The 16,842-nt window shown below is 24.9% G+C and carries 15 protein-coding genes; 2 read left to right on the top strand and 13 right to left on the bottom strand.

The window, feature by feature from the left end; translation table 11 throughout:
* Positions 1 to 3: 3 nt before the first annotated feature.
* The 3 genes from AMN84_RS02915 to AMN84_RS02905 form a co-directional block, all read right to left on the bottom strand.
* Entirely contained in the window at positions 4 to 933 is a 930-nt protein-coding gene (locus AMN84_RS02915) for a GDP-L-fucose synthase family protein (protein WP_082254967.1), read from the bottom strand.
* Positions 923 to 1,972, bottom strand: a complete 1,050-nt coding sequence (gmd, locus tag AMN84_RS02910) for a GDP-mannose 4,6-dehydratase (protein WP_075483206.1) — start codon at positions 1,970 to 1,972, stop codon at positions 923 to 925. The genes AMN84_RS02915 and gmd overlap by 11 nt, the downstream gene beginning before the upstream one ends.
* A gap of 75 nt (positions 1,973 to 2,047) precedes the next feature.
* The gene (locus AMN84_RS02905) at positions 2,048 to 3,736 is read right to left on the bottom strand and encodes an LIC_10190 family membrane protein (protein WP_075483205.1); all 1,689 of its coding nucleotides are present in this window, start codon (positions 3,734 to 3,736) and stop codon (positions 2,048 to 2,050) included.
* A gap of 111 nt (positions 3,737 to 3,847) precedes the next feature.
* Here AMN84_RS02905 and AMN84_RS02900 point away from each other — a divergent pair, with 111 nt between their 5' ends.
* The gene (locus AMN84_RS02900) at positions 3,848 to 4,519 is read left to right on the top strand and encodes a glycosyltransferase family 2 protein (RefSeq protein ID WP_075483204.1); all 672 of its coding nucleotides are present in this window, start codon (positions 3,848 to 3,850) and stop codon (positions 4,517 to 4,519) included.
* Here AMN84_RS02900 and AMN84_RS02895 read toward each other — a convergent pair.
* From AMN84_RS02895 to AMN84_RS02885, 3 genes are read right to left on the bottom strand one after another with little or no spacing between them, the layout of a single operon-like run.
* Positions 4,481 to 5,503 carry an MraY family glycosyltransferase gene (locus AMN84_RS02895; protein WP_075483203.1) on the bottom strand — a complete coding sequence of 341 codons (1,023 nt, stop codon included), beginning with the start codon at positions 5,501 to 5,503 and terminating at the stop codon, positions 4,481 to 4,483. The two genes, AMN84_RS02900 and AMN84_RS02895, sit on opposite strands and share 39 nt — an antisense overlap.
* Entirely contained in the window at positions 5,500 to 6,252 is a 753-nt protein-coding gene (locus AMN84_RS02890) for a glycosyltransferase family 2 protein (protein ID WP_075483202.1), read from the bottom strand. Before AMN84_RS02890 ends, AMN84_RS02895 begins: the two co-directional genes overlap by 4 nt.
* A 34-nt stretch (positions 6,253 to 6,286) precedes the next feature.
* On the bottom strand, positions 6,287 to 6,934 hold the full coding sequence (locus AMN84_RS02885; protein ID WP_075483201.1) for a class I SAM-dependent methyltransferase: 648 nt from the start codon (positions 6,932 to 6,934) through the stop codon (positions 6,287 to 6,289).
* 85 nt (positions 6,935 to 7,019) lie between these two features.
* Between AMN84_RS02885 and AMN84_RS02880 the strand changes: the two genes are divergently transcribed.
* A complete protein-coding gene (locus AMN84_RS02880; protein ID WP_075483200.1) occupies positions 7,020 to 9,056 on the top strand; it encodes an acyltransferase family protein in 2,037 nt (678 codons plus the stop codon).
* A 31-nt stretch (positions 9,057 to 9,087) separates the two neighbouring features.
* Here AMN84_RS02880 and AMN84_RS02875 read toward each other — a convergent pair whose 3' ends face one another.
* From AMN84_RS02875 to AMN84_RS02845, 7 genes are all read right to left on the bottom strand, one after another.
* Complete coding sequence (locus tag AMN84_RS02875; protein WP_075483199.1) at positions 9,088 to 9,747, bottom strand: VTC domain-containing protein; 660 nt, start codon at positions 9,745 to 9,747, stop codon at positions 9,088 to 9,090.
* Positions 9,744 to 12,404 carry a CotH family protein gene (locus tag AMN84_RS02870; RefSeq protein ID WP_075483198.1) on the bottom strand — a complete coding sequence of 887 codons (2,661 nt, stop codon included), beginning with the start codon at positions 12,402 to 12,404 and terminating at the stop codon, positions 9,744 to 9,746. The genes AMN84_RS02875 and AMN84_RS02870 overlap by 4 nt, the downstream gene beginning before the upstream one ends.
* Before the next feature lie 10 nt (positions 12,405 to 12,414).
* On the bottom strand, positions 12,415 to 13,101 hold the full coding sequence (locus AMN84_RS02865) for a DUF4956 domain-containing protein (protein WP_075483197.1): 687 nt from the start codon (positions 13,099 to 13,101) through the stop codon (positions 12,415 to 12,417).
* 50 nt (positions 13,102 to 13,151) lie between these two features.
* Positions 13,152 to 14,342, bottom strand: coding sequence for an MBOAT family O-acyltransferase (locus AMN84_RS02860; protein WP_179850693.1), 1,191 nt, complete (start codon positions 14,340 to 14,342; stop codon positions 13,152 to 13,154).
* 137 nt (positions 14,343 to 14,479) lie between these two features.
* Positions 14,480 to 15,445 carry an SGNH/GDSL hydrolase family protein gene (locus AMN84_RS02855; protein ID WP_075483195.1) on the bottom strand — a complete coding sequence of 322 codons (966 nt, stop codon included), beginning with the start codon at positions 15,443 to 15,445 and terminating at the stop codon, positions 14,480 to 14,482.
* A 24-nt stretch (positions 15,446 to 15,469) separates the two neighbouring features.
* Complete coding sequence (locus AMN84_RS02850; protein WP_075483194.1) at positions 15,470 to 15,712, bottom strand: hypothetical protein; 243 nt, start codon at positions 15,710 to 15,712, stop codon at positions 15,470 to 15,472.
* Between the two features lie 371 nt (positions 15,713 to 16,083).
* Positions 16,084 to 16,842 carry a hypothetical protein gene (locus AMN84_RS02845; protein WP_075483193.1) on the bottom strand — a complete coding sequence of 253 codons (759 nt, stop codon included), beginning with the start codon at positions 16,840 to 16,842 and terminating at the stop codon, positions 16,084 to 16,086.

Here is a 16,842-nt window from a genome sequence, read left to right as displayed (position 1 = left end):
AATTTATCTATTTTTAAGAAAATCTCTTAAAGTAAGATCAAAACCATGGTCAAAATTGTTCTTCTGTTTCCATCCATATTTTTGTGCGAGGCTAATATCTAGACATTTTTTCGGCATACCGTCCAATTTATTTTTATTGTAAGAAATTTTTAATTTTACACCTAATTTTTCCATAATGTATTTAGCATACCATTCGATGGTAAAATCTTTTCCTACCCCAATGTTGATAAAAGGCTCTTTTATTTTTTTATTCATGAAAAAAATCAGAGCGTCAACAAAATCCTCTACGAACATTAATTCCCTTTTAGGTTTGCCAGTACCCCAAACATTTAACATTTTTTTTCTTTTGATCTTTGCTAAATAAATCTTTTTTAATAAAGCTGGAAAAAAGTGAGAATTATTCAAATCATAATTATCACCAGGTCCAAATAAATTTGGTGGCATTAAAGACTTGTAATTTAATTTATAATTTACAGAATAGTTATAACACATCATTATGCCAGCTATTTTAGCTATTGCATAAGCATCATTTGTTTCCTCTAATTTACCACTGAGAAAATAACTTTCTTTCATTGGCTGTTTACAAAATTTTGGATAAATGCAACTTGATCCCAAAAAAATAAGGTTTTTTACTTTTGCAAGAAACGACCCATGTATTAAGTTATTTTGAATTTGTAGATTTTCATAAATAAATATCTGCTTAAAGTTAGAGTTGGCTTGTATTCCTCCAACCCTGGCAGCTGCAACTATCACTAAGTCTGGTTTTTTTTCTTTTAAAAATTTGAAAACTTTATTTTGATCAAGTAAATTTAATTTTTTTTTTTCAGCAAATATGATTTTGGAGAAGCCTTTTTTTCTTAATTTTCTCACAATTGCTGAGCCAACCATACCCTTATGACCTGCAACAAAAATTTTGCTTTTTTTATTGATCATTACTTAAAATATTCATCTCCTCAGTTATCATTTCATCAATAAGATTATGAATATTTATTTGAGGTTTCCATTTTAATTCTCTACGTGCTTTTGCGGCACTTCCTAGTAATGTATTTACATCTAAGGGTCTTATGTAGTTTTTATCAACTGAAATTATATTTTTTTTACTTAAAGTATCATACCCTTTTTCATTTAAACCTTTTCCTTTCCAAACAATTTTCATATTAAGTTTTTTTGCTACAAAAATAATAAATTGTCTTATACTATATTGTTTTCCTGTTGCTATCACGTAGTCGTCTGGTTTTTTTTGTTGAAGTATTTTCCACATCGCTTCAACATAATCTCTTGCATGACCCCAGTCTCTTCTGGAATCCAGATTGCCTAAGATTAATTCTTTTTGTAATCCCATCTTTATTCTAACAAGTGCTTTAATTATCTTTTTTGTAACAAATGTTTCACCTCGCCTAGGACTTTCATGATTGAATAAAATCCCGTTTGATCCAAAAATATTATAAGCTTCTCGATAATTCTTTGTTATCCAATGAGCATAAAGTTTCGCAACACCATATGGGCTTAATGGATAAAAATTTGTTTTTTCAGTCTGAGGTATGTCTTGAACTTTACCAAACATTTCAGATGTTCCAGCCTGATAAAATTTTGTTTTTTTTTCTAATTTGTGAAACTTGATTGCCTCAAGTATTCTTAGAGCTCCAAGTGCATCTGCATTTGCAGTATATTCTGGTACTTCAAAAGATACAGCAACGTGTGATTGAGCTGCTAAATTATAAATTTCATGAGGTTTGATCATTCTAATTATTTTTGAAACTGATGTTGAGTCAGTTATGTCTCCATAGTGTAGTAAAAAATTTCGAGATCTCTGACCTGGTTCCTGATAGATGTGATCAATTCTTGCGGTATTTATTGAAGAAGACCTCCGCTTAACACCGTGAACAATATATTTTTTTTTCAATAAAAATTCAGCAAGATATGAACCATCTTGACCTGTTATGCCAAAAATTAAGGCAATTTTTTTATTCATGCTAACCTATTATATTCTTTTTAAAGATTTGTTAATACTTATTTTTGAGATTAAAAAAAAATTAAATTAATCAAATTATTTATTTCTAATCTTTATAAGCACTAATTTTCCATAACTTTTTTTTATAATAAATTCTCCATTATTTATACATTTTTCAATATTTTGATTACAATTCTGATAGGTTTTTGCAAGATCCATGAGCTGAGTGTCAATTCTTAAATGTTTATTATCAATGAAATAAAACATATTTTGTTTAAAATTTGCCTGATAAAAATCAACTTCGTAGATAATCCTATTAATATTCCTTGCAATAAAAATTGAAACAACAAGAAAAAAAAGAATAAAAATTTTTAATTTAAAATTTTTTGAAATTTGATAACTTGATAAAAAATAACTCAAAGGCACGAATAGAATTAATGAAAAAATTATATATCCTCCGTACCTTAAAGAAGGATGATTTAAAAACCATTCTGTAAATAATAATAATATTAAAAAATAGTATAAAAAATTATTTTTAAATCTTTTATAGTCTAAATTTTTTTTTTTTGATTTAAAAACAATCAAAAAAATTACTAATATTGATGTGATACCGAGAAGAAAATCTGACATTTTATTAAAAAAATATCTATCAACCCAATTTGACAACCAATTAAAATTTTGAACATATAAATCTTTTTCAATTTCGTGACTGTATCCTGGGCCACCACCTGCTTTTGACCACCATTGATAATGTGTATTCATTGCACTTACCTCTGACTTAGGAATTGCCCATTCAACTCCACTTATACAAGTTTGTTGCACTGGGTATAACAAGCAACCTGTATTAAAAAAATAAACTAAAATTACACAAATCCCCATCAATATGGAAAAGTAAAATATTGGATGTTTGAATATTTTATTTAAGAGGTAAGCCTTATCATCTTTAATTGTATAGTAGATGAAAGGAACTATAAATATGAAATATAATATGTAAAAAGATTTTAAAGAGATTATTATACATAATAAGACAATTAACTTAGGTAAAATTTTATCATATTTCTCATAATTTTCCCGCAAAGAAAGGATATAAATAAAAAATAATAGTACAAGAATTTGTGCCGACCTATCCGTTCCATGCTCGGCTAATCGATAGAAAAAAATATTAATAAAAACGAATGCAAGTAAATTTAAAAAAAAGAAATAATTGTTATTTTTTTTTTCTAAATTTCTTTCAATATTTGTTATTAAAATAATATTAGAAAATCCTAAAATTAATACAGCACCCATATGAAAAAGATAATACTCAACATATGGTAAATAAAATAATGAGTTTAAATAAAAAATTGAGGATGGAGTTCTAAATCCATGATTTAATGGACCTATGCCAACTATCATTGAAAATTTATTGAGATAATATGTGTAAGGAAAATGATAATATCCAAAATCATCATGCGTTTTGTAAATTAAAAAAGCAACAAAAAGAATTGCAAATACAGCAATTAAAATTTTTAGATTTCGTTTCTGGAAAACTTTAATTCCATATATGAAAAAAGAAATTATCCCTATAATCAAGAAAATAGAGTTATGTAGGTAATTGTGCTGAAAAAAGAAATGCGTAATATATGAATAAGTGATTAATGAAAATATTCCAGTCAAACCAATGAACCCGATTTCATTAGGTGAAGTATCAAGTTTAACTAATTTTGATGTTAAAAGTCCGTGGCCTAAGACTGAGAATACTATCAAAAAGTAGAAAAGGATAAAAATTAAATAATTGATAACCATCTAACTATATATAATGTATAGATCATATTATTTAATGAAAAAAATTCATAATTACATTAAAATTAGCAAACAAATAACATTCTTTTTATTAAAATTTATCTGAATTTTACAATGACTGAACTTACATTGATAATTCCTGCTAAAAAAGAGAAAGAGTCCCTTCCACAAGTAATAGAAGAATTAAAATTTATTGACTCAAAAAAGCTTATAGTGCTTGAAGAAAGTGATGTAGAAACTATTAATGCAATTAAAGAATTTGATTGTCAAATAATATATCAAACAGGAAAAGGTTATGGGAATGCATTAATTGAAGGCATGAGGAGAACAAAAACTAAATATTTTTGTATTTTTAATGCTGATGGCTCATTCAATCCAAATGAACTGAAAAAAATGATTGAAACAATTGAAAAGGGAAATAAAGACTTCATTTTTGGGTCTAGGTATGAAAAAAATGCTGGTAGTGATGATGACACGATTGTAACTTTAATTGGAAATTTCATATTCACATTTTTAGGTAATTTATTTTTTAAACTAAATATTTCAGATATTTTATATACTTACATAGTTGGAAAAACCGAGTCAGTAAATAAACTCAATTTAGTTTCACAAGATTTTAGGTTGTGTGTTGAATTACCAATCAAGGCAAAAAAGAATAAAATGGAATTAAAATCTATAGCATCATATGAAAGAAAAAGAATAGCGGGCAAGAAAAAAGTAAACGCTTTAAAGGATGGTTTTATGATATTAACTTGTATGATCGAACTTCTTTTTAAAAAATCTTAGATATAAAAAACTATAAATTAATATATTAAATAAAATCAACATGATTTGATATTGAGAGTTGTTTATATCTCTAAGAGAGAAAAAAATAATTGCAAAGTTGTATAAGTTTATCAAACAACCTGTCAAAGAATTACAAAGAGAATTTTTATTTATTTGATATTTTTGTTTTATAAAATTAAAAATTAAATGATGTAAATGAAATATATCTGGATCAATTGGTGTTCTCTTGAATTTTATTTTTCTAATTATAGAAAATAAAGTTTCGAAAGCAGGGTACCAAAGTAACAGAACTATGAAGAATGGTGAAACATTTTGATTGTAATAATAAAAATTTACAAGAAGAACAGATGATACAAAACCCAGTAGATAAGCTCCGTGATCCCCTAAATATATTTGGTTAAATAAATTCAAAAAAAAGAGAAAAATTAAAGAATAAAGAAAGTAATTGATATTAATAATTGAGTAAATATTTAAACCTGAATTATCTAGTTTTATAAGTGCAATTATTACTATTAGAAAGTATCCGATTGTAAGTGTATTTACGCCATCTATAAAATTTGATCCATTTACTATAATCAAAATACAGAATGAGGTAAATAAAATGTTAAACAAAACATTATCAAGTAATTGGTCGAAGACTTGAATTCTGATAGTTTGAATTTCTAGATTGAAAAGGTAAACAAAAGAAAAGATAAGTAAAAATTGTAAAAATAATCTTATTTGAGGAGAAATTATTTTTTTCATATCCGATAAAATTCCTAAAATTAATAAAATAAAACAAAAAGTAAAAAAAATTAAATTTTCTTGTTGAGTACTTACCAACATAAAAAGATACAAAAATATTCCTCCGAATAAAGGTATTTCCTTCTTGCTTGTATAGGTCTGATGCAAGTCACCAGTTTTATTTGTAAGAATTTTTTTTTTTTTTATGTAAAAAAGTAAAATAAAACTTGAGAGATATAGTATTAATAAAGTTGTAATCATGTATATAAATAGTTTTTTTTTAAAAAATTAAATGATAACAGATATAGATATTTTATTGACTTAAAAATACCAAATCCCATGTAGTTCCTATAAACCTTGTAACCGTCAAAAATTTTTTGAGAAACATTTTTTGATAATGAGTTATCTAAATTTCTCCACATAGTAAGTTTTTTATCTAGACCATAAATAGTATACTTCTTAGAAAGATTAAGCCACAGAACAAAATCTTCCTTTGTTTTAAGATTGGGAAATTTAATTTTTTTTGAAATAATTTTTTTTTTCAAAATTACTGTTGAACAGCCAATATCACAATCTTCAAGAAGGTTTTGATGTGTTGAGATTTTTTTTGCTTTTCTTACTTTTAAAATTTTATTTTTATTGTTAATAATAACATATGATGTGTGAGAAATAGCGGCCTTTTTTTTAATCATAAAGTTTATTTGTTTCTCTAATTTTTTTTTTTTCCAAATATCGTCAGCATCTATAAATGCCAAAAACTCTCCCTTGGAAAACTTTATAGCTTTATTTCGAGACATACCTGCTCCTAAGTTTTTTTTATTTACGATTAATTTAATTCTAGTGTCCATTTTGCTGATGTTTTTTATGTATGAAAGATCTTCTTTAGTTTCATCGTCATAAACTAATAATATTTCAAAATTTTTATAACTTTGATTTATTACAGATAATAGTGTTTTTTTTATAAAATCTTTCTTTTTGTAATAAGGAATAATGACTGAAATAAGTTTCATTAAATACCTTTTGTAGGTTTTGCAATCATTAAATTCAATTCCTAAATGGTTTTACAAACTTCCTTCCAAAATTTTTTAAAGAATTTTTTCTGTAATTTATCTTTCTGAAACTATTAAGTTGATTACTTCTTAATTTTCTAATAATCGCTAACCCTGTGTTAGTAAAGGAAAAACTTAAATCAAAATTGCTTTTATTATGAAAATAAATATCTAAAATGATTTCAAAAGTTTCTTGATTAGCAATTTCATTTCCAAAACTGTTTTTTTTCATACCTTTTATGTAGGGTAGACAACTAATATCGTCTATCAAGAATATACCTCCAGGTTTAAGTTTGTGATAATAAAGATAAAATATTTTTGCCACATGATCTGCTTGATGAAAACTATCTAAGTGAATTATATCAATTTTTTTGGGTAAGTATTTTTTTATCAAATCATAATTATCATCACTAGTATGAATAAACTTCCATCTCTTACTTTTAAATAAATTTTCGTAATTATCTATATCTACTGATACAAGCTTTCCATTTTTTTTTTTACATAAATCTAAAAAGTATCTTGTAGAAATCCCAGTTTTAACTCCAAATTCAAGTATATTTGGTTTTTTAAAATCTTTTAAATAATAATTAATGGCATCAATTAATTTACGATGATAATCACTTGGGTGACTTTTTAATTTCATATTTTTTTTAAATTTAAAATATTTTATTGAAGTATATATATTTAATTTGACTTAATTAAAGTATAAATTAAAGATTTAATGTAAAATGAAAATAAGTTACAGACCTGAAATTGATGGATTAAGAGCATTAGCTGTAATTTTTGTAATTTTGTATCACGCAAAATTTTCTTTTTTTCAAAATCTCTATTTTGAAGGGGGATATATAGGTGTAGATATTTTTTTTGTTGTCTCAGGATATCTCATTTCTTCAATAATTTTTAAGGAGTGGCAAACTCGAAATGGCTTTTCTTTTTTAAATTTTTATAAAAGAAGGGTAAGAAGAATTTTGCCTGCTCTAATATTTGTATCTTTATCTGTAATACCTTTTGCGTACATTTTTATTCTTCCCAAAGATTTTTTATCTTTTTCAAATTCACTTTTTTTTTCTTCATTGTTTAGTTCAAATATCTATTTTTCTTTATCCTATTTAGCTTACGAGGCAGAAAATAGCATGGCTTGGCCACTTCTTCATACTTGGTCGCTTTCTGTAGAGGAGCAATTTTATATCATATTTCCAATAACAATAATTCTTGTATTTAAATATTTGAAAAATTATTTATTTCAGATACTTGTATTATTTTTTATTTTAAGTTTATCTTTAGCTTACTGGGCTAGTAATTCTTATTCGCTATTTAATTTTTACTTGTTACCCACGAGAGGGTGGGAATTGCTTGCTGGAGGTTTGTTAGCTTACCTTGAAAGGTTTGACATAAATTTTAAAAATATAAAGTTTAAAAATTATTTACCAAAAGTTGGTATTTTTTTTATTTTTCTGTCTTTTTATTTATTTGACAACGAAACTTTACACCCATCATTGATTACAATAATTCCTGTTTTAGGTTGTGTTTTGATAATAGCTTTTTCTTCAGAAGATGAAATTATTACAAAAATTTTATCACATAAATACTTGGTTTCTATTGGTCTAGTTTCTTACTCATTATATTTGTGGCACTATCCTTTGTTTTCATTCGCAGAAATAATCGAAGTAGATAAATCAAACAATTTAATCAAAATTTTTTTAATTGTACTGTCATCCGGATTGTCTATTTTTAGTTATAGGTTCGTTGAGTTACCAGCAAGAAACGATAAATACTCATTTAAAAAATTATCTTTTTTTTTAATTTTAGGTACTTTAATAATTTTCTCCTTTTCTTTCTTATCAATTAAAACAGAGGGATTTAAAAAAAGAGTATCATCTATTTTCATGAATTATGACACTAAAGACAAGTTAAATGATTTAATAAAAAAGTATAAATGTAAAAGCTTTACAGACTGTAATTTCAATAACTTAAAAGAGAAAAAAAATCTTATTTTAGTTGGTGATAGCCATATGAGAGGTTTAGCTTTTAATTTATTCAATAAAACAAGTTTAGATTTTAATTTTATTATGAGTTTAAGAAATGGATGTCAGTTTATATTAAATACAAATCGTGTCCAAAAAAAAGGTCCACTAGAACTTCAATATTGTACATCGAAAGCCCAAGCCGAAAGACTGGAATATTTAAAGAAATATCAAAATTCAATAGTTATAATTGGTGGCAGACTTCCCCTTATTTTGAATGAGGAAAAGTTTGACAATCTAGAAGGTGGTAAAGAAGGTAAAATGTTAGATTACATTCAAAATAATGAAAAATCTTTGAAAACGTTAAAAGAAAGAAACAACTTTATATTTGAAAACTACAAGCTTACCATTGAAAAACTATTAGAACTAAACAATAAGGTGGTATTAATTTATCCAATTCCTGAAGTTGGATGGCATGTCCCTAGAAAATTATATAGTAAATTTCCAAAGAATATTTTTGAAATAAATAAATATTATGAAGAAAAATTTGATAAAAAAAATTATTTGACTACATCATATAAAGTTTTTAAAGATAGAACTAGCTCAAGTTTCGCTCTTCTTGATTCTATAAAAAATAAAAATCTTATAAGAATTTTTCCACATAAGTTGTTTTGTGATAGTTTAATTAAAGATAGATGCATAACACATGACAATGAAAAATTGTTTTATCTTGATGATGATCATATATCCTCTGCTGGCTCTGAGCTTATCGTAAATCAGATATTAAAAGAAATAAGATAAAGCTTTGTGTCAAATTCCAGTCTTTATTCAATTATTGGAAAAAGTTATTTTTTTCTAAAGAATTTATATATTTTGAGTTCCTAGATACTCTTGTGATACCTGTAATGTTGTTTCGCAAATAACTATCAAAGTTATTCGAGTATTTAAATTCTAAAACAATATCATTAGATCTTACAAAAAAACTTTGTATAAAGTTTTTAATTTTTCTATATTTAAGATCTACATCTAAAGTCGCTCTTACTCTTTTGTCACATGATATAAAATAGTTTCTTTTGTAAAAAACTTGTGTAATTGGTATTAAATTTTCTGAAACTAATGTATTGTTTATTTTTTCGGATATCTTTTTCAAATTTTTTTCATTTACCTTAAAATTATTAAATTCTTTAAAGGCAAATAATTTTTTAAAACCTTGAAAATTTTTTTTAACTTTTACTTCCAATGTTGGATTAATTAAGGTATTGGAATTTGGGCTATACCATCTAAGTCTTATTTTTTTTCTGTTACTTACTCCCGCAAGATTATCTTCAGCAAATTTTAAATCTAAGTTGTCAAAATAAATACTATTCACAAATCTTTCTTGAAAATGAGGCCTGAAATACAAATTATGACTTATTAAGTTTTGTGTTAAAGTTTCTTTATCTTTATTTTTAAAAACCCATTTTTTTTCAAGTCTTGTGAATTTATCACTCATCTTAATCTTTTATCTGGATTATAAATCAACTCCAATATATTTTTTGTAGTTTTAATCTTCTTTTCTTTATCGATGGTAATGTTTGCAAATTTATCTTTAAGATATAGTTTTTTATGTCCTTCATGTTGCGCACCAACTATTTTTAAAATTGGTCCCTTATATTCTTTTTTCTTTATATAAGAAGCGTAAGGCACAGTTACATTAAAATTCTTTATGTTTTTGCCATTAACAGTAGATCCATCCTTGCTAACAACTCCCAAATAAGAATCCGAAATATTGATATTGTTAATTTCTATTTCTGAGTTTTCACCGACGCTTACTGATTTATCTCCTATATTTTCAAAGTAAACTTCTGAAACTTTTACCCTGCTTTCAGAAAAGTCAATACCGTCATTTAATACGTTTTGGATTTTCAGTTTGTTAATTATACCATTTCCATGATCCACATCAATCGCGTCAGATTTAATGTTTTTAAAAACTCCGTTTGTTACAGCTATATTAGAACTCACAAAATTTATAGCATCTTCTGAATTAATATTTTCAAAACTAAAATTATTTATACTTACAGTCGAATTAAAAAAATTTACTGCTCCATAAATAACATATCCCTCTGGAATAAAGTCTCTATTTCCATTAAGATTTTTGAATACTACATTTTGGAAAAAATTATTATGATTTGTATCTTTAATGTAAATTCCACCACCTGTATTTTTTTCTGTTCCACCTATTTCAATTTTAGTTTTATTGTCTTTATCTCCTCCATTTGCAATGAACGGGGACTCGGAGATTAAAAAAGCGTTATCTAATAAATAAATTTTTTGGCTAGGTTTAATTGAAACTTTAAATCCTTTTGGAATATACAAATTTTCTCTAATCTTTATTTCATCGTGCTTTAAGAATAGTTTATCATTTTCAATTACAAAATAATCCAAGTAATTACCATTTGAAAATTTTTTTTTACCTTTGTATTCTTTATAAAGAAAGTCAGTTTTTACATTAAAATTTTCATCTGAAATTTCGTCATATATATTAATACTATTACATTTTAAATCATTTTTTTTTAAATAAATTATATTTTCAAAACTTTCCATCCCAAGATTCATTTCAAATATGTCCTCCTTTCCCGTCAATTTGTTAATACAATTTACCTTTTTAATAACTAAGTTATGATTATTGAAAATTGTATTATTAGATATGTTCCAATTTTTTACATAAATTTTGTCATTTTGTTGTGAGACTATTATATTTGATGGTATCGAATTGATCTGAGATTTTAATCTTTTAGCTCTTTTGTAAATTTCATTTTTATCAAAATAGTAAAGTCCAGGTCCATAATAGTAAGTATTATCAACATAAAAATAATCACTGTAAATTTTTGAGTTGTATCTGAATATCTCCTGAGATCTTTCTTGAAAAAAATTATCTAAATATTTTGAAGAGGTAATTTTTTCTAAATTTTGACGATATTTATCAAAAAAGACCTTATTTAAACTTCCATCTACATTAAAAAAAAAGTATAAAGAAAATGGATTTGGGCATGTCTCAAAGTTTTCAATACATGAAATAGCTGATTTAAACGATGGTTTGCTATTCCTATAATTTTGCCATCCAATAATATTTTTATTTAGATCTACAACCACTCGATGACCATCAAAGGGAACTGGTTCAAATTTTTTTGATAAAGGATTAAAATAAAATTTTACACTTTTAATGTCACTACCATGCGCATAATAATTTAAATCCGATACAGCCATAAACCAGGCCCATTTTTCTACATCAAAAATTTCTTCAAGTTTTTTTTTTTTTTTAAAAAAATCGTTAAGTAACTTATTTGCATATAAAGTTAATTGTAAATTTTCATCTTTTAACCAATTCCTTTTATTATAAACTTGAAATATAGGATCTTTATTTTCATCATTATTTAATTGGTACGCCCACTCTTCTTTAAGTGCAAAAATTGGTCCATTTCTTCGTTGATTCCTCTCAATTAAAATTTTATCAAAACCTTCCTCAATTACATATAAGCCTTTACTCTCACCATTAATCTTCAAATTTATAAATTCGTATTTTAAACTTATTAAGCCACCTTCGGCCATAAGTTGGTGATAAATCCATTCGTGAATATAATTCCTTGCCCTCGGTTTCATTAAAGAAAATTTGTTCATTCCAATTATAGTTTCGTTATTTTCTAACTCGATTTTGTAAGAACTTTTATCGATGTCCTTGTAATGAATGTCCCTATCACCCTTTAACCTTACATCAATTTTGTATTCAGAATTCCCGAAATTTATAGAAGCAGGTACTTTTCGAAATTCAAATTTGAAAGCGTTGTTATTTTCTAGAGCTTTATTTCTGTCATCATCTAAAATTAATAATTTATTTAATGAGATGTTTAGATTAACAACTGGTACATCAACAAAAAAACCATATATTATTTGTGGAAAAATTATTGGTAATTTTAAATAGTTATTAAACGAACTTTTGTAAAAACGATCCAAAAAAGTTTTTTTATAATTTCCCCAATAACCAGTTTGAAGAATTAAAAAAATTAAAACTATTAATGCTGATGATGTAATTAAAAAATAATATTTTAAAAAACTTTTTGAAAAATCTTTTTTAATCTTTTTTTTATTATTCTTTTCAAATTTTATTAACATTTGATTAGAGTTATGTTGTAAGAATATTATCCTCGGAAACAAATACTTTCGTATCTTTGTTTTGAATCAAATTTATAACTTTATTAAATTTTTCAAAATCGTTAATTTGAATTTGGAAATTAATAGTAGTTTCACTCTCAGTCTTGGATAATGAAATTAGTTTAGCAAAATTTGTATTTTCGACAAGTAGATCTTTAAGTTTATTTATATCGTCTTCACTAGTATTAAAATTATATATTATTGAAAGATTTAATTTATTAAAACTTTTTAAATTTTCTTTAAAATTAATCTTCGAATAAATAAATATCAGAATTAATATTATTATAACACCGATAGAAACAATAATAAATTGACCGGCTCCACATCCCAATCCTATTCCGATCAGTAAAAATAGATAAACTAATTCCTCTGGTTCTTTAATAGCAGCTCTAAATCTAACAATAGATAGTGCGCCCACTAGCCCCAAAGATAGAGCTAAAGATGATTTAACAATTGTTATAATTATAGTTGTAGTGGCTGCTAAAACTAAAAATGTTTTTGAAAATTCTCTCTTATTAGATAAAGTTGTAGACAATTTAATATAAGTTTGCTGAACTAAAAATGCCAAAAAAACTGATAGAATTATACCTATAACAAAGCTTTGAATATTCACTTCTATATTTTGTGATGCCAATAGATTTAAAGTATCTCTATCCATATTAGTTTTATATTTTATACATTATAATTAAAATTCATACATGTCTTAAATTAAAAATCAAAATAAATAAATTTATCCGATTGACCAGCATTCATTGCAAATCCTATTAAAACTATAACTATGAAAAAAGGCAGTAAATACGAATAGCTCATTTTTTGAGCAAAATTTTTAATTTTATGGATGTCTTCAAACTTCTGAAGAAATATAAATATAAAAGTAATCATTAATACAATCAAATTTGAATAATGAAGAAATAAAAACGAATTAGTGTATAAAATTTTAAAAAAATCAAAAATTTGATTAAAATCTTGAATTCTAAAGATTATCCATAAGTTGAAAATTAAAAAACAATTCAAAATTACTCTTAAAAGACTTTTTTTATTGAAGAAATCAAAATACTTCTCGATTGATAAAAAAATTCCATTAAGCAAACCCCATAAAAGAAAGTTGAGACTTGCGCCATGCCATAAACCAGCAATAGACATAGTTAATAATAAATTGAAATTTCTTTTTAAGCTTCCCTTTTTTGAACCACCTAAAGGAATATATATATAATCTCTAAACCAGTTCGATAATGTAATATGCCAACATCTCCAAAACTCGGTTATCGAATTTGTTAAATACGGCTTGTTAAAATTAATTGGTAATTTTATAGACAAACAATTTGAAATACCTAGGGCCATATCAACATATCCGCTAAAATCGAAATAAATTTGTATGGGAAATAATAAAAAAGCTTTATGAAGTTCTACAGGATCTACATTGTTAATATTTGAAAAAATTGGATCTATATAACTTCCAATATTGTCAGCAAAATATATTTTTTTTATAAACCCAATCAAAAATAAAAATATTCCGAACTTTATATTAGAATTTTCAAAAACTATTTTGTCATTGAATACATGGATCAAATCCTTCAATCTTAAAATTGGACCAGCAATTAATTGAGGGAAATACAAAATAAATTGTGAAAAACTATTTAATTCTATTTTATCAAAATCAAAATTTTTTGATTTGACATCTATTATTGCTGCTAAACAAGTAAAGGATATAAAAGAAATACCCAAAGGTAAATTTCCTGAGTAAGCAAAGTTTTCAGGATGATTTATACCAGTTAATTCAAAAAAAAAAATTGAGTATTTGAAATAAAATAAAGGTAATAAAATTAAAACAATTGAAATCTTAAGATTAATTGACCTTTTAATAAAGAAATAGGTAGTAAAAAGAAGATATAAAATCAAAATGGTAAATTTTGCATCCCAAAAACTGTAAAAAAATAAGCTTAGAAAAATTATAAGAATGTTTTGATAACTTCTAAAGAACTTAAGCAGTACAAGAAATATTAAGAAGAAAATTAAGAATTCAATTGAAGAAAAAATCATTTAAAAAAATTGTTTAAACTTTCGCTAATTAACTCATGAGCGAGAATGTTTGGATGAGGATCGTTATATTTATTCCACAACAGATTTGATGGCCTTATATCCTCTAATGCTGGAAGAAGATCATGATAGTTAAAATTTAAATCCTGAGAAATTTTTTTCATTTTCTCATTTATAAAATGTAATTTGTAAGGATTCAATTGATGAATATCTGGCATTAAAATAAGATGACAATTTTTTTTTTCTCTTTTGCAATGATCACTTATTTTTTTTAATTCCATTTTCGCGACTTTAAATCCTTTGAAATCGTTCATATATTTCATTCTATAGTAATTGGATAAATTTTGCTCACTGTACTGGAACTTTAAACTATTAATATATTTCCATAAAATAACTCCTGTTTGAAAATGCCTTGTGAAAAAATTTGAATTATCTTGATTAATTATTTCAGTATCATTTACAAAGAAATTTATTGCAATATCACTAAAGTCTAAATCTTTCCAATTATCGAAATAGTTATTTACATATCTTTCTGTATTATAGTTGCCAATGCCTCCATTGATATAAATCCACTTTTTTCCATCTTCATCGGATAGTTTGTTTAACCGCTGTATAAAAGTTCTTTCGTACTCGACGCCCCATCCTAGAGTAATAGAACTTCCAATAAACAGAAAGCTTCTATCAAACTTATTCAAGTCTTCATTATTATAATTTTTATCTCGTTGGCCATATTTATTAGTTTTAATTTCTACACCTTGAAGGAAAGCACTACTATTTTTTAAGTGGGTATGACCAATTTTTGGATTAACGTGTTTGGTTTTTAATTTTTTAGCATATTTCCATTGCTCAATATCGTAGTCATATGAAATATTATGTTTGAACCTTAAGATAATTTCACAAACAAAAAATGCAAAAATAAATGAGAAAATTATTATAAGTAAGTTTATAGATATTTTTTTAATCATTAAAAAATTTATTATTTATTAATACTAATTTTGAAGTTTGTCGATTATTTCAAATGCAATTGATTTATAACCTTTTTCATTATAATGAACATTGATTTCATTGAAAAATTTCAATGGATCAATTTCATTGGAAAAAATTTCTTTATCTACATCAATAATATCAATATTTAATTTATTCATATTTTCCAGAATATAATCTTTTCCTCTAAACCTTCCTTTTAATATAAACCTATTCAAATTATTATCATACCTTCTGGCTTCAGGCATATAAACAAAAAACAATTTGCCATTCCACTTTTTAACTTCTAGATCAACTTTTTGAAGTATTTCGAAAAATAATGGGTCAATTTTTTTAATTTCAACTTTTGTAAAACTTGATGTGAGTTTTCGTAGATTCCAGAGTCTTAGTGGTTTAGTTTTATCTAAATAATGTGAAATAATTTTATTAGTTTTTGTGCGTCTAGGTTCTTTTTTTTCATTTGATTTATTCGAAATTCTTTTTTTTATGTGATCTTCTAAAAGGGGTTTAAGATAAATATAGTCATTTATTAAATTTTGAGAATATTCTTCTTTAATATATTTAATTAGGATCTTATTTTTTTTTCTCTCCTCTAAGATCTTTGGTCAAATCTGTGCCTTCAGAAAAAAAACCAAACTACATTTTGTGGCTTTACGAATTGAGCATATTCTCTAAAAATTGCAAATTCTTTTAATGGTCCCGCCCCACCCATTCCTAAATTAATTACATTTTTTCCGTTTTGTTTAAGAAAACTTGCTATAGTTTTGTCATTTTCCTCGCAAGCGCCATGAACAAAAGAATCTCCGATCAGTAAAATATCAACCTTTTTGTTTTCCCACTGACTATTCTCATTTCTAAATCCGTGCTTGTCAGATTGATAGAAAATATCTTTTCCTGTTTCATTGCACAAGAAGGTATTTACATTAGGAATATAGGTTAATGGAAAAATTTTCTTGTCATTAAAGTTAAATTCTTTCTTAATTACTTCAAAGGGAAAAATATTTTTGTTAATGAAATTATTATATTTTTCAATTTTCTTATCTTGATTGATTTTTCTTATCTCATTATCTCTTAATTCTGGAAAGTATAAAGCTAAAAAAAACTCAATAACATATAAAATAATAGTTGTACTAGTAAAAATTAGTACAATATTTTGTTTAATATTATTATTTAATTTTAAAGATACTAAAAAAAACAAAATAAATATTGTGGAGATAATGAGGTATTTAAAATATTTATCAAAAATAATTTCTATATCAACGCCTTCAAGATAAAAAAGTATTATTCTGTATAAAGTATAAAAAATAATAATCAAAAAAACTGAAGCATAAATTTTTAAAAACAAGTCTGAAAATTTATTATCATTTCTGCTAAACAT

This window comes from Candidatus Pelagibacter communis (assembly GCF_001180105.1).
In the GTDB taxonomy this organism is placed as follows: Bacteria; Pseudomonadota; Alphaproteobacteria; order Pelagibacterales; family Pelagibacteraceae; genus Pelagibacter; species Pelagibacter ubique_K.
Note: the sequence above shows the minus strand (reverse complement) of the source record. Positions and strands in the feature narration are given on the sequence as shown.